Source organism: Nocardioides seonyuensis, assembly GCF_004683965.1.
Classification (GTDB): domain Bacteria; phylum Actinomycetota; class Actinomycetes; order Propionibacteriales; family Nocardioidaceae; genus Nocardioides; species Nocardioides seonyuensis.
This window is the reverse complement of record NZ_CP038436.1, coordinates 1,192,366-1,205,713: the sequence shown is the minus strand read 5'-3', so window position 1 is coordinate 1,205,713 and position 13,348 is coordinate 1,192,366. Positions and strand designations below refer to the sequence as shown.

The window sequence follows — 13,348 nt, the reverse complement described above, 5'->3', positions numbered from 1 at the left end:
GACCGGCGCGCGCACGTGCCTCGCTAAGGACGGTGGGCATGACCCCACCTGAGCCTCCAGTGCCGCCACGCCTGAGCGTGGGCGGCTTCGATCGCTCAGGCAGATTGTGGGTCCTGGTTCTGTTCGGCCTCGGCGGAGCGGCGCTGGGAGCCCTGCTTCCACTCGTCGCCAACTGGGTTAGCCGGCTGCCCTGGGTCCCGTTCCAAGGCCCGCTCGAACTCCTGGGATCCTTCGATCAACCGTGGCTGACGGTGGGCCGTCCCCTCATCGGGCTCGCGGCCGGACTCGCCTTCGCGGTGTGGATCATCCTCGACTCCCCCGTTCTGGACTTCCACGACGAAGAGATCCACGTCCGGCGTCGTGGAGCGGTCGAGCGAGTCATTCAGCGCTCCAAGGTGGACTCCGTCTACCGCCGCGGATCCAAGATCGTGATCGAGACCGCACATGGCCGCAAGCTGTTCGAGGACGAGATCGAAGGCGAGAAGGACGCGATCCGGAGCGCTTTCCTCAGGCACGGCTTCCCGTGGGAAGGCCCGCGGGACTGAGTGCGCTCAGCCTGAGGGCAGGGTGATGGTGCCGGTAGGGGTGACGATCGCGGTGAGTCCGGCGGGGCCGGTCCAGAGATAGGTGCCGGGTGCGGTGCGCTGGTAGCTCCAGCCGCCTGCTGTCTTGGCGCGGTGGTGTCTTCGACACAGCGGCGCGAGGGCGGCTGAGTTGGTCTGGCCCGGTGGTCCACCTTCGTCGGGGTCCTCGTAGGGCTCGATGTGGTCGAGGTCTGCGTGCCGTGACGGGTGGGAGCACCACGGGAACACGCAGGTCGGGTCTCGGAGAACGGCTTGTTCGGCCATTCGTGGTGGCGGGTCGTGGCGGTCGACGGACCAGGTGTCCTCGCTCGCGACGTGGAGCACGGGCTGGATGCTGAGGCGTGAGCGGCCGGCCCACTCCTTGATCTGGTCGAGGGTGACCGGGCCGAGGCCTTCGACGGTGCCGACCCCGCCAGGCCCGCCCGACCAGCCTGCGGCGACGTCAGCGAGGGAGGCGTGGAGGTAGAGCCGGACCTTGGCGTCGCGGCGCTCGATGAGGCGACGGCGGACTGCGGCTCGGTCGTCGCCGCTGGTGTCAGCGCCGAGGAGGCTGGTGAGGTCGAGGCGGGCTTGGGCGTCGGCGATCACACCGAGCGCCTTGGCCTTGCGGACCTCGAACGTGTCGCCGTCACCCAGGGACCCGAGTGCTTCTGCTTCGGCGCAGACGATGTCGTGGAAGCGGGTCAGGTCGAGGGTGTCGCCGATCGCGTGGATCTCTGAGGTGGCGCCGCCCTGACTCGGGTCGCGGTGCTTGAGCTTCACGTCCCACTCGCTGCGGCCGCGCTTCTCCTTCTCGGCCAGGTCCTCGCCGTCGACGCGGGCGGCAGCCTCGGCGATCAGCCGGTCCAGTGCCCCGAGGCTGAGGGATCCGACCCTGCCGGCGGTGTGCCGGTCCACCCACAGGGCAGCGTCCAGGGACAAGTCACGGGTCCGGAAGGCGACCCGGCGCGCCTTCCACACCGCAACCAGCTCGGCCTGGGTCTGCTGCCAGAGCACCGGGAGCCGGTGGTGGAGGTCCAGCGCGTCCGCGAGCAGCGCCGTCGCAGCAGTGGGTGCGATGCCGCAGGCGACGGCGAGCGGCTCGGCGGTGAACGCCGCCACCGCCGGCGTCCCTGCACCGCCCAGCGTCTCCGGGGCTTCCAGGACCGAAGGCAGCACCGGACCGCGAGCGGTCTCGGCTGCGTCGAGCACGGGGTGGGAGATCGCCCACTCGTAGGCGACGCGAAGCTGGTGCACCGCTGCCTCGCGCAGCACGCTCTCGCACTCGGCCGCCTGCTCCAGCAGGCCACGCACGCTCGCGTCCGCGAGGTCCACGCCCTCCGGATCGGAGTCCTGCTGGGTGCTGGTCATGGGCATACTCAACCAGTCACCACCGACAGTCCAAGGCCCGAGAACGCCCATTCCACAGGGGTTTCGAGACAGGAGTCCGTCCTTCCTCAACCACCGAAGAGTCGGGTTCGTGACTACCGTGGACCCATGCGCCCACCACCGCCCCTCCTCGCGCTGGCCGCAGGGTTCGCGCAACGCGCCCTGGACCGGCGGGGGCGTCCCCCGACGAAGTCACGGAACGCGGCGGCCGCGCTGACTGCAGCAGCCTCGCTGGCCCTGGCGGGGGCATCGGCTGCGCAGTTCCACCGCAGCGGCACGACCGTGGAGCCGTTCGAGCCATCCAAGTCCACCGCCCTCGTGACGGGCGGGGTCAACCAGCTGACACGCAACCCGATGTACGTCGGCATGGCTGGGTTGCTGGTGGCCGACTCACTGCGGCGCGGGTCTCTCGTCGGCCTCGCGCCTGTTGCTGGGTTCGTCGCTGTGATGAACGCGTTCCAGGTGGCCGTCGAGGAGCACGCGCTCCAGGAGAAGTTCGGCAACGACTACGAGGCCTACTGCGCGTCGGTGCCGAGGTGGATCGGCATCCGGTCGTTCGCGCGTCAGCGCTCGGGCGGCGCCAGGCGCGCGTAGCCCTCCCGATAGGTCGGCATGGTCGGCACCCACCCGGTCGCACGCAGTCGCGCGTTGGAGAGTCGCTTGCCGTGACCGGCGGAGGGGTCCGCGGGCGGCGGCGTGGGGACGCCCAGCAGGTCGGCCAGGTAGGACGCCACGTCACCGAGCTGGGCCGGCTCGTCGTCCGTGCCGACGTAGAGCGGCTCGGGCTCCTCCTCCATGGTCAGCAGGTGCGCCACGGCGGCCGCCGCGTCCTCGCGATGGATCCGGTTGGTCCATGCGTGGGGGTCGTCGATCCGGCCCTCGCGCACCTTGTCGAGCAGCCTCGTGCTGCGGCCGCCGTACAGCCCGGAGAAGCGCAGCACGGTCCCGTGGGGGAGCCGGTCGTGGAACAGCCGCTCCGCCTCCAGAAGTGTCCGAGCGGGCCCGTCCTTCGGAGCGGGTGGCGTCGACTCGTCCTGCAGCGGGGGGTGCTGCGAGGCGCCGTGCACGGCTGTCGACGAGACGAGGACGGCCCGCTCGGGCACGTGCTCCGTGGCGGCCACAGCCTCGAGCGCCCGGCCCATGCCGTCGACGTACGTCGCGCGGTAGGCGTCCTCCGTCCGAGGTCGCGCGGTCAACGCCACGACCACGAAGCGGGCTCGGACGTCGTGCAGGTCGGGTGTCTCGCGGGTGAGGTCGACCGCCCGACCACGCAGCGGCGGGGGTACGGCGCCCGCGTTGCGCCGCAGGGCGAGGACGTCGTGCCCCAGGCCGGCCAGGCGCAGGCCGATCGCCGCTCCCAGGTCGCCGCAGCCCACCAGGAGCACGTCGGACGTCATGCCCGCACGCTACGGCAGAGGAGAGTGCCTGCTCGCCCGTGCGTCAGCGCTTGCGACCCCAGCCCAGGTAGGCCAGCGGACCGACGGGCTGGACCGTCAGGGCGGCGAGCCAGACCGGCTTGGGCCCGCGCAGCTCGTCGGCGGGGCGTCGTACGAGATCCCTGAGGCAGTAGGCCGTCAGGGCGACCTCGAGGGTGCCGCCCACCACGGTGAGCCGGCGCTGGGTGGGGGAGAGCTCGCTCCACTTCTTCTTCGCCATGCCCTCGACGCTAGCCGGGGTCGGCGCGGGGTGAACAGGGCCGTTGGGCCCGGTCACGGGTCGGGCAGGGTCACTACGACGTTGCCCACCTTGCGCCCGGAGTCGACGTAGGCATGGGCGGCTCGCAGGTCCTCGAACGCATAGGTCCGGTCGATCAGGGGGCGGTAGGCGCCCCGGTCCATGAGCCCGGCGATGTGTGCGGCGAGGTCGGCACCTGCGTGGGGGAACGGGAACTTGACCCGGCGGCGACCGAGTCCGCGGGCCACCGGCCCGACAGCAGCCAGCAGGAGGTTGTGACCCCCGCGACCGAGCTCGGAGGAGACGTAGCTGCCGCCGGGCTCCAGCAGCCGTCGGGCGGCGGCGAACGAGAGGTGGCCGGTCGCTGCGAACACCACGTCGAAACCGACACCGACCGAGTCGAGCGGGGTGCCTTCGCTCAGGTCCACCGCGTGGGCAGCACCGAGCGAGGTCAACAGGTCGCGGCGATCCGTCGGCAGCCGATCGCACACGGCGGTCACCTCCACCCCCTCGGCGTGGAGGAGCTGCACGGCGGCCGACCCGATGCCACCCGTGGCGCCGTGGACGAGCACGCGATCATCGGCGCTGACCCCTGTCGCCCGCAGCGTCGCGTGCGCGTAGTGAGCCCCCTCCATGCCGGCTGCGGCCTCCGCGAACTCCCACCCCTCGGGGATGCGGGCGACCAGACCCTTCACCGGTACGACGACCATCTCGGCGTGGGCGCCAGGACGGCCGTCGACGAACCCGAACACGCGGTCACCCACGTCGTACGACTCGACCCCGTCGCCGACGTCGACCACCACGCCGGCGTACTCCGAGCCCAGGACGTGGTTCCGCGGGCGGGGCCAACCACAGACGGCCCGGTTGATCCAGGGCCGGCCCGAGCGGTAGGCCGTGTCGGTGCGGTTCACCGTCGTGGCGTGCACGCGCACGAGCATCTCGCCTTCGCCCGGCACCGGGTCAGGGATCTCGTCGAAGGTCAGGACCTCCGGGCCGCCGTACTGCTTCCGCATCGCCGCGCGCACGCCATCAGTATGTCCGTCCTCTCGCACCCAGGTCTCCCGCCTTGCACCCGATACATCGGGGACCAAGCGGGAGAGTCCCCGGATATCACCCAAGTCCTGCGGCGGTGAGGTGGAGGCTCAGGTCCGGCAGGCAACAATGTGCACGTGGACCAGACGACCCAGCTCCGCTCCTGGCAGCAGGCCGGGCTGCTCGCGGGCGGGTTCGTCGTGCTGCTGTGGGTCCTGGAGATCGTGGATGTCGTCTCCGGCAACCAGCTCGACGAGTACGGCGTCCGGCCGCGCACCGACGAGGGGCTGGTCGGCGTGGTGCTGGCACCGGTGCTGCACTTCGGCTGGGACCACCTCGTCGGCAACACCGTGCCGGTCCTCGTCCTGGGGTTCCTCGCCCTGGTGTCCGGCCTTGCCCGTGGCCTGCTCGCGACGGCGGTGATCTGGGTCGTCGCCGGGCTCGGTGTGTGGCTCTTCGCTGGCGACGGGTCGATCCACCTCGGGGCCTCGTCGCTGATCTTCGGCTGGATCGCCTACCTCGTCGTGCGCGGCTTCCTGACCGGGCACCCGATGGAGATCCTGGTGGGAGTCGCCGTGTTCCTGCTCTACGGCAGCACCTTGCTGGGGGTGCTGCCGGGCCAGCCCGGCATCTCGTGGCAGGGGCACCTGTTCGGCGCGCTGGGTGGCCTGCTGGCTGCCCGGCTCCTCTCCGTGGCGCGAGGATCGCAACGTCGGGCGACTGCGGCAGGGTGGACCCATGGCGGATGACGTGAAGGCTGGCCTCCACCACTACCTCCGTTCGACGCGCGAGGCGCTGTGGTGGAAGGTCGACGGCCTGGGCGAGCGGGAGCTGCGGTGGCCGCGCACCGCCACCGGGACCAACCTGCTGGGCATCGTGCGGCACTGCGCCAACGTCGAGCTCGGCTACTTCGGACCGACCTTCGGCCGGGAGTGGCCCGACCCCGAGGCGCCCGGCTACGTCGCCGACGACGCCTACGACACCGATCCCCAGGCCGACTGGTGGGTCGACGCGGACACCCCGGCCGATGACGTCCTCGCCTTCCACCGCCGCGTGGCCGACTTCGCCGACGAGACGATCTCCTCCCTCCCGCTCGACGCCCGCGGGCGCGTGCCGTGGTGGCCTGAGGAGCGGGCCGAGGTCACGCTGCACCAGGTGCTGGTGCACGTCCTTACCGACCTGGCCCGCCACGCGGGCCATGCCGACATCCTCCGCGAGGAGGTGGACGGCGCCGCCGGGATGCGTGAGGGAAACAGCAACGTGCCCGACGGCGTCGAGTGGTCGTCGTACGTCGACCGGCTGCGCGGCGTGGCCGAGCGCTTCCCCCGCACCTGACGAGACGAGGTTTGGCCCGGCCGCGGCTGCGGGAGAATGCTTCCATGAGCTCGAGGCGGGGGGCCGCGGCAGCGGCAGCGATGGTGGTCATGGCTGCGCTCGGCGGCTGCGGCTCGGACAGCCCGGGGCCCATCGATGAAGACGCCGCCTGGCTCACCAGCTCCGACCCCGTGGACACCAGTCCCGTGGTCTGGGCAGCCGATGGAGTCGTCCACCTGGCTGACGGGACCGAGATCGACCTGGGCGCCCAGCCAGCGTCGTACGTCGTGGCGGGGGACGGCGTGTTCTTCGTGCCGGCCGACAATCCCCAGCAGGCCGAGACAGGGTCCGATGCCAGTGCGGCAGTGCACTTCGTCGAGCCCGAGGGAGACCCGGTCGAGACGGGTCTCCGGCTGAGAGCAGACTCGGTGCGGGCATCGCCCGACGGGCGATACCTCCTCGGGGTCGACGTGGAGTCGGGTCCCGAGGACGACTACGGCACACCCCTGGCCGAGCTGGTCGTGCTCGACCTCACCGAGGGTCGGGAGGTGCTTCGCACCTCCGAGAACTTCGGCGACCTCGACGGCGACCTGGCGGACCTCTACGGGGAGATCCAGGTCTCGGTGCTCGACGTCACCCCGACGACCGCCGAGGTCCTGGGTACCGACGGGCCCTTCTTGGTGGACCTCGCCACCGGCGCGATCAGCGACCCCGAGGAGACAGAGGAGACTGGGGAGCCGTGGAGGTCGGGGGTGATCGAGAGCCCCGACGGCAGGTGGCGGATCACGACGACGGGCAAGGTGTCCCAGGTGGTCGACAGCGAGGGTGTCGCCGTGCCCCTCGAGATCGACGCCGTGCGCTGGCTGCTGGAGTGGTGGGCCGACGCGACGACGGTGGTCGGGATCGCGGGTGCGGAGGACGGCTCGTCGGCGTTGGTCACCTGCGTCGTCCCCGACGGTCGTTGCGAGGTCTACGAGGCCACCCGAGGGGAGACGATCCGCTACCCGAACGGGTCCACCTATCCACTCGTGGCGAGCCTCCTGGACGCTCACGATGACTGACCCCGAGATCGAGCACGCGAGGCTCACCTCCGGGGACGCAGCCGTGATCGCCACCGCGGCAGGGTCGGTGGACGAGGCGCTCCGCCGCACGGACCGGGCGCAGGAAGACCTCGCCGGCTGCACGGTTCGCGACTGGAGCGGCCTCGCCGCCGACGCCTATGCAGCGCGCCTCACCAGGCTGCGGGTCGGCGTGGCCCGCACCCACGTCGCACTCGCCAGGGCGCACGCCGCGCTGGCGACCTGCGAGGAGGCCTACACGTGGTGCGTGGACACCGCCGACTACTTCATCGGCTTCTGGCGCAGGCGCCCCACCGGCCTGCCGGACGTGGTGGAGGAGCTCTTCGCCCGCCTCGTCAACGGGCTGCTGCTCGCCACCGGGACGACGTACAACGAGCGTCTTGCGGTGGTGTCCGCGATGCTCACGGGCGACGAGACAAGCCTGGACGAGCTCAGCGACGAGGCCCGTGAGTGGGTCGAGGAGGGCCTGGCCAGGAACCAGGAGTGGCTCGACGACTACGGCAGCGAGCTCGGCCCACCCATCCCGAGCATCGGCGCCTGGGGTGACGGCCGCGGCCTCATCCCCCAGGGCCTCGGCTACGACCCGGCGACGGGGCTTCTGCTGCAGGGCTACTACGACCACGACCAGGGCGACCCGTCGGTGCTGGCACTCATCGACCAGATCACCGGCGAGAAGGTCGGGGAGGTGAACCTCGGTGGTCTGCCACGCGACCAGAACGACGTCAAGAACCCCGACGGCCACGGGACACCCAGTCATGCCGGCGGCGTCAGCGTCGACGGTGACAACGTCTACGTCACCGACTACCTGGACGGGCAGGCCAAGGTCTACACCTACTCCCTGTCGGAGATGCGCTCCGCCGGCCGCGGCGCGACCGTGCAGCCCCAGACGGTGCAGACCCTGCCCCACGGCGGCTCCTACTCGGCCGTCCGCAACGGGCTGCTCTACCTCGGAGTCTTCGACGACACGAAGGAAGGGACGCTGCACGTCTACCGACCTGACGGCAAGGGCGGGTGGATCGAGATGCCCGAGCGTGCGGTGTCCACACCGCCGCAGTGCCAGGGGGTGATCGTGCGCGACGGCGAGTACGTCTTCAGCACCTCGTGGGGACGCGGCAACGAGAGCTCGCTCGTGGTGCAGGACCACGATGGTTCGCGCGAGACCTACACCTTCCCCAACATGTCCCAGGGCATCGTCGAGGTCGACGGCAACGTGCTCGCCACCTACGAGTCCGGGGCCACGGAGTTCAGCGACGGCGACGACGACCTGTGGCCCAACCAGACGATGACCAGCACCCCCCTGGCCGGGCTGGGTCTCACCGGCGAGCTGGTGATCGGCCCCGAGTCGCTGCAGCTCACCGCGGCCGAGCTCGAGACGACGGGCAACCGCATGCGCAAGGCGTCAGAGGACACCGCGGCGGTCCAGCTGCCGGGCACCGCGTTCGGCCGGGTGCCGCAGGCGTCCGACCTCGCCAAGACCCTGCGCCGCGTCATCACCAGCATCACCGACGGACTGCGTGCCCACGACAAGGCCGTCGACCACGCCGCCGACAGCCTCCGGATGGTCGCGCTCGACGCCGAGCGGGTCGACCACGCGGTGCACAGCGGCTTCGACCGGGCTCGCCTCGACTGACGCCGCACCCCCTTGCGGCATCCTTGTCCCATGCGCTTCACCGAGCACGAGCTGACGGTCGCGGTGACGACGGCCGCCAAGTCGGTCGCCACCGCCAAGGCGCGGCGACGCAAGGATGCCGAAGAGGTCTGGGAGTCGACGAGCAAGATCGACCGCTACCACCTGATCGACGGTGTCGGCAGCCAGGTCCTCCCCGTGCTCCTCGCCCTGCCCGACGTCGAGGTCGCCCCGGGCACTCCCGCAACCTTCACCGACGAGCAGGTGAAACAGGCCGTCGAGCAGGCGGTCGGCGACGGCAAGGGCATCCGCCGCCGGGTCGAGGTCGCCGCCCGGACCGCCCTGGTGAGGCTGGCGCTCGCAGCGCTGCCACCGAGGCAGGACCCCGACGGGCTCGTCGTACCCGACTCCCTCTGAGCAGAACGGGCACGTCCTGGCCCGAGAACGCCTATCCTGTCCCGGACCGACCTGTCCCGAACGCGTCCTCGACGCAGACCGCGATCCTTCGGGAGGACGCACGCGATGGACCTGAACGTGGAGACACGTTTCGAGAACGGCTATGCCGTCGTGAGACCCAGTGGCGAGATCGACCTGAGCACGGTCGAGCAGTTCCGCGAGGTGCTCCGGGAGCTGATCATCCGGGGACACGCGCATGTCCTCGTCGACATGGACGACATCGACTTCATCGACTCCCTGGGATTCGGCGTGCTGGTCGCCGCCCGGCGCAAGGCCCGGGCGTTCAACGGTTCTCTCGGGATCGTCTGCTCGGCCGAACGGGTCCTGAGGCTCTTCAAGGTCACCGCCCTGGACCGCGTGTTCACCATCACCGCGTCGGTCTCCGAGCAGCCTGCTCTCCCCGGTGCCGAGCTGATGCGCACCGAGTCGCCCGCGGAGGACGACGCCTCGGCCTGAGCGCGCGCGGAAGCCCTCCTGGTGCCGGGGTGACGTAACGTGGCGCGGGTGGATGTCGAGCGGGCGCACAACGTGCGAGTGAGCGGACCCGATGGCGGGCGGGTGCTCATGCTCTCCCACGGGTTCGGGTGCGACCAGAACATGTGGCGCTTCGTGGCGCCCCACTTCGAGGCCGACCACCGCGTCGTCCTGTTCGACCACGTGGGTGCGGGCCACGCCGAGGCCCTCTACGACCCGGACCGCTACGCCACCCTCGACGGCTATGCCGACGACGTCGTACGCATCTGCGAGGAGCTCGACCTCCGAGACGTCGTCTTCGTGGGTCACTCGGTCTCGTCGATGATCGGCGTGCTGGCACACCTGCGCGCCCCGGACCGGATCACCGCCCTCGCGCTCGTCAGCCCGTCGCCGCGCTACGTCAACGACGAGGGATACACCGGGGGGTTCGAGCGCGAGGACATCGACGAGATGCTGACCGCGCTGTCGAGCAACTACCTCGGATGGTCCAGCGCCATGGCTCCGGTGATCGTCGGCAACGCCGAGCGCCCCGAGCTCGGCGACGAGCTCACCCAGAGCTTCTGCCGGGCCGACCCGGACATCGCCGAGCGCTTCGCGCGCGCCACCTTCCTCTCCGACAACCGCGCCGACCTCCCCCGCGTCACCGCCCCGACCCTGGTGATGCAGTGTCGCGACGACCTGATCGCCCCGATGGAGGTGGGTCAGCACGTCGCGGACGCGATTCCCGACAGCGTGCTCGTCGTGCTCGACGCCACCGGGCACTGTCCCAACCTCAGCGCACCGGACGAGGTCATCGGAGCACTCGAGCCCTTCCTGGCCGGGCTGGGTGGCTGAGTGGCGACCTTCGCGGCCATCGAGGCCTTCCAGGCGGCGCTGCTCGACGACGACCCGGCAGCTCTCTACGACAGGGCGCCCTGCGGCTACCTCTCGACAGGTCCGGACGGCACGGTCGCCAAGGTCAACGCGACGTTCTTGATCTGGACCGGCTACGACGTGGCCGACCTCGTGGGAAAGCGGCGGCTGGTGGACCTGCTCACGCCGGGGGCAGGATCTACCACGAGACCCATGTCAGCCCGATGCTGCACGGTCACGGCGAGGTCAAGGAGATCGCGCTCGACCTGGTCGTCGCCGGCGGTGGTCGGATGCCGGTCCTGCTCAACGCGGTCCTCGAGCGCGGCAGCGGGGGCGAGCCGCGGATCACCCGCTACGCCGTCTTCGACGCGAGCGATCGCCGTCGCTACGAGCAGGAGCTGCTGCTGGCCAAGCAACGCGCGGAGGAGTCCGAGCGGCGTGCTGTCCGGCTGGCCCAGACACTGCAGCAGACGCTCATCCCGCCGGCAGATCCCGATGTTCCCGGTCTGGAGCTGGCCACGGCCTACCGACCTGCAGGCCGCGGCGACGAGGTGGGCGGCGACTTCTACGACGTCTTCCAGGTCGCCGACGACGACTGGGTGGTGGCGCTGGGCGACGTGTGCGGCAAGGGAGTCGAGGCCGCGGTGGTGACCTCGCTCGTACGACACTCGGTCCGCGCACTCGCAGTGCTGGAGACGTCTCCCAAGGCGCTGCTGCACGAGCTCAACGCGCTCCTGCTCGCGAGCGAGAGCGAACGCTTCTGCACGCTGGTCGTCATGCGCCTGCGGCGGGAGCCCGGCGGGTGGCGGGTGACCAGCAGCGCCGGCGGTCACCCCATGCCGCTCCTCTTGTCCCCGGGTCGGAAACCCGAGCCCCTCGGCCAGCCGGGGACCTTCGTCGGCGCGTTCGACGACGCCTACTTCGACGAGGCGTCGATGCTGCTGACCGCGGGGCAGTCGCTCTTCGTCCACACCGACGGCGTGACGGAGGCGCGGCAGGGAGCCGAGTTCTTCGGCGAGGCCCGCCTGCTCTCGGCGCTGGCCGAGCCCGCGTCGGTCGACGAGCTGGTGCAGCGTGTGCTGGAACGAGTGCTGGAGTTCCAGGGCCAGCTCCCCAGTGACGACGTCGCGCTGCTGGCTCTTCGCGTCCCCGCTTGAGGGTCGCCGTCGACCGGGGTGAGGACAGTCACGCCCCCAGTCTTCACAAACCGTGAGTATGTTGATGTCGAACTACCTACCATCGCCGCTATGCGCGCCTACGTCCTCGCCCTCGTCCTCGCCCTCCCCGCCCTCGCTGCCTGCTCCGGTGGCGAGGACACCGCCGCCGAGAGTGCGAAGCTCTCCACGCAGGACGTGGACACGAAGTGGCAGGCGGACGCCGAGGAGGCACTGGGTGCCGAGGTCGACCTCGAGACCCTCAAGCGCCAGGCCGCCGTCGACTGTCAGCGCACCGACGTCGCCAACTGGGTCGTGACGCTCGGGACCTCCGGCGACACCGCCACCTCCGCCGTCACCCGTGTTGGCCTGCAGCAGCTGTGCCCGCAGGTGGAGGACGTGTTCGCCGAGGCGCTTGTGGAGATCGAGGGAGCAGCCGACGTGAACGCGCTGGTCTGCTCACAGCCCGTCGCGAAGCTCGACTCCGAGGAGCGGATGAAGCTCGACTTCATCTGCTGATGACCTGGGCCGAGTCGGGGTCGACCATCAGCGACGAGGTGTCCACCGCCTCGAACTCCGAGGCGGGGATCGTCTTCAGCTCCTCGATGAGCCTGCTCGGCCAGCGCCGGTGCTGCTCGCCCTGGAAGAACCACGACGATCCGTTGTCGGCGAGCACCAGCCCGTAGGTCTGCATCGCCTCGATCACCGACCTGGCATGGGCGCCGTACCCCTGCGTGGGGAAGTCGTCGGAGAGCCGGAAGCGCGCGCCCATCGGCGGGTAGTCCCGGGAGTCCGTCGACCCGGCGTCGTGCCGGGCGGGCCAGAGGTGGTGGCGGCTCGTCGCGGGGACGGTGAACCGGATCGCGTGGTCGATGGCCCCCAGATCGTTGGCAGCGTCACGGACCTCCCGCCAGCGCAGCAGCCCCGGCAGGATCGGCAGCCCGGCCGCGTCGGCGGAGGTCCAGCCGTCGGGGCGCAGGGCGTTGGAGCGCAGCGACCACGTCGCACCTGATCCCGCGCGCCACGTCCCGCGCTCCTTGCGGGTGGCGAAGGTCTCGTAGAGGCGGCAGGTACGACGATCCACGACGATCGCGTGCCTGTCACCGTCGCTGCGCCGACCGCCCTCGATGCGGGTGTCCCGGCCCAGCGGGTAGCGCACCCGGTCGCTCTCAGAGGCGTAGTCGAAGCGGACCCGGACCAAGCGGTGCTTGCCGACCACTGTGACGGGGATGCCGTAGTCGGGCCCGTCGCCGTAGGACGGTCCGAAGTCGGGGTGCAGGTCGACGTCGGTGTCCATGTGCGAGAGCCACTCGCTGGACTCTGCGTGCACCGGCAGGGAGCTGATGTCGGCGTGCCACCAGTTGTCGTCGGGGAACACCGGGCAGGCGGCGGCGCCCGCGCGGACCGCGGCCGGCGCCGGGGTCTCGGCAGTCCCGCCCGAGGCGGCGAGCGGCGCGATCGTCAGGGCCGCTGCTGCGACGGCGAGGAGGACGCGCGACGTGGTCATCCCTGCACGCTAGCGCCGTCGTGGTATTCATTCACGTGAATGAACACCGGGCTCCTCTGGTCCGAGACGTGCTCGCGGCACACCCGCGCAGATCTGATCGGCATAGGCTCTGCGGGTGGCGCCGAATCCAGTGAACCGGTCGCGGTGGTCGGGACACACCACGCCGAGGCGCTGCATAATCGCCGCGTTCGTCCTGCTCGTCCCGGTGCCGTTCTTTGCGGCTGACC

The 13,348-nt window shown here is 70.8% G+C and carries 16 protein-coding genes; 11 read left to right on the top strand and 5 right to left on the bottom strand.

Going from position 1 to position 13,348, the window contains the following annotated elements; all coding sequences use genetic code 11:
- Positions 1-77: 77 nt before the first annotated feature.
- Positions 78-545 (top strand): YqeB family protein, encoded by a 468-nt coding sequence (locus EXE58_RS05935; protein WP_135267006.1) that lies wholly within the window; start codon positions 78-80, stop codon positions 543-545.
- 6 nt (positions 546-551) lie between these two features.
- Here the strand turns inward: EXE58_RS05935 and EXE58_RS05930 are convergent, their stop codons facing one another.
- Positions 552-1,934: an HNH endonuclease signature motif containing protein gene (locus EXE58_RS05930; protein WP_135267005.1), complete on the bottom strand. Its 1,383-nt coding sequence runs from the start codon at positions 1,932-1,934 to the stop codon at positions 552-554.
- Positions 1,935-2,060: 126 nt separating this feature from the next.
- On the opposite strand from EXE58_RS05930, the gene EXE58_RS05925 reads away from it, so the two are divergent.
- Positions 2,061-2,546 carry a methyltransferase family protein gene (locus EXE58_RS05925; protein ID WP_135267004.1) on the top strand — a complete coding sequence of 162 codons (486 nt, stop codon included), beginning with the start codon at positions 2,061-2,063 and terminating at the stop codon, positions 2,544-2,546.
- Here EXE58_RS05925 and EXE58_RS05920 read toward each other — a convergent pair.
- From EXE58_RS05920 to EXE58_RS05910, 3 genes are read right to left on the bottom strand one after another with little or no spacing between them, the layout of a single operon-like run.
- The gene (locus tag EXE58_RS05920) at positions 2,516-3,349 is read right to left on the bottom strand and encodes an NAD-dependent epimerase/dehydratase family protein (protein WP_135267003.1); all 834 of its coding nucleotides are present in this window, start codon (positions 3,347-3,349) and stop codon (positions 2,516-2,518) included. The two genes, EXE58_RS05925 and EXE58_RS05920, sit on opposite strands and share 31 nt — an antisense overlap.
- Before the next feature lie 43 nt (positions 3,350-3,392).
- A complete protein-coding gene (locus EXE58_RS05915) occupies positions 3,393-3,608 on the bottom strand; it encodes a PLD nuclease N-terminal domain-containing protein (RefSeq protein ID WP_135267002.1) in 216 nt (71 codons plus the stop codon).
- A 53-nt stretch (positions 3,609-3,661) separates the two neighbouring features.
- On the bottom strand, positions 3,662-4,651 hold the full coding sequence (locus tag EXE58_RS05910) for an NAD(P)-dependent alcohol dehydrogenase (protein ID WP_208544143.1): 990 nt from the start codon (positions 4,649-4,651) through the stop codon (positions 3,662-3,664).
- A 144-nt stretch (positions 4,652-4,795) separates the two neighbouring features.
- Here EXE58_RS05910 and EXE58_RS05905 point away from each other — a divergent pair, with 144 nt between their 5' ends.
- The 9 genes from EXE58_RS05905 (at position 4,796) to EXE58_RS05865 (ending at position 12,133) form a co-directional block, all read left to right on the top strand.
- Positions 4,796-5,407: a rhomboid family intramembrane serine protease gene (locus EXE58_RS05905; RefSeq protein ID WP_208544142.1), complete on the top strand. Its 612-nt coding sequence runs from the start codon at positions 4,796-4,798 to the stop codon at positions 5,405-5,407.
- Positions 5,397-5,993 (top strand): DinB family protein, encoded by a 597-nt coding sequence (locus EXE58_RS05900; protein ID WP_135267000.1) that lies wholly within the window; start codon positions 5,397-5,399, stop codon positions 5,991-5,993. The genes EXE58_RS05905 and EXE58_RS05900 overlap by 11 nt, the downstream gene beginning before the upstream one ends.
- A 44-nt stretch (positions 5,994-6,037) precedes the next feature.
- Positions 6,038-7,033 (top strand): hypothetical protein, encoded by a 996-nt coding sequence (locus EXE58_RS05895; RefSeq protein ID WP_135266999.1) that lies wholly within the window; start codon positions 6,038-6,040, stop codon positions 7,031-7,033.
- Positions 7,026-8,681, top strand: a complete 1,656-nt coding sequence (locus EXE58_RS05890; RefSeq protein WP_135266998.1) for a hypothetical protein — start codon at positions 7,026-7,028, stop codon at positions 8,679-8,681. The genes EXE58_RS05895 and EXE58_RS05890 overlap by 8 nt, the downstream gene beginning before the upstream one ends.
- A 30-nt stretch (positions 8,682-8,711) precedes the next feature.
- Positions 8,712-9,095 carry a hypothetical protein gene (locus tag EXE58_RS05885; protein WP_167288706.1) on the top strand — a complete coding sequence of 128 codons (384 nt, stop codon included), beginning with the start codon at positions 8,712-8,714 and terminating at the stop codon, positions 9,093-9,095.
- A 105-nt stretch (positions 9,096-9,200) separates the two neighbouring features.
- A complete protein-coding gene (locus EXE58_RS05880; protein WP_135266996.1) occupies positions 9,201-9,590 on the top strand; it encodes an STAS domain-containing protein in 390 nt (129 codons plus the stop codon).
- A 78-nt stretch (positions 9,591-9,668) separates the two neighbouring features.
- Complete coding sequence (locus tag EXE58_RS05875) at positions 9,669-10,442, top strand: alpha/beta fold hydrolase (RefSeq protein WP_244242449.1); 774 nt, start codon at positions 9,669-9,671, stop codon at positions 10,440-10,442.
- Between the two features lie 242 nt (positions 10,443-10,684).
- On the top strand, positions 10,685-11,617 hold the full coding sequence (locus EXE58_RS05870; RefSeq protein ID WP_135266994.1) for a PP2C family protein-serine/threonine phosphatase: 933 nt from the start codon (positions 10,685-10,687) through the stop codon (positions 11,615-11,617).
- Positions 11,618-11,707: 90 nt separating this feature from the next.
- Positions 11,708-12,133: a hypothetical protein gene (locus EXE58_RS05865; protein WP_135266993.1), complete on the top strand. Its 426-nt coding sequence runs from the start codon at positions 11,708-11,710 to the stop codon at positions 12,131-12,133.
- Here EXE58_RS05865 and EXE58_RS05860 read toward each other — a convergent pair.
- Positions 12,123-13,121 (bottom strand): hypothetical protein, encoded by a 999-nt coding sequence (locus EXE58_RS05860; RefSeq protein ID WP_135266992.1) that lies wholly within the window; start codon positions 13,119-13,121, stop codon positions 12,123-12,125. The genes EXE58_RS05865 and EXE58_RS05860 overlap by 11 nt on opposite strands.
- Positions 13,122-13,348 lie beyond the last annotated feature (227 nt).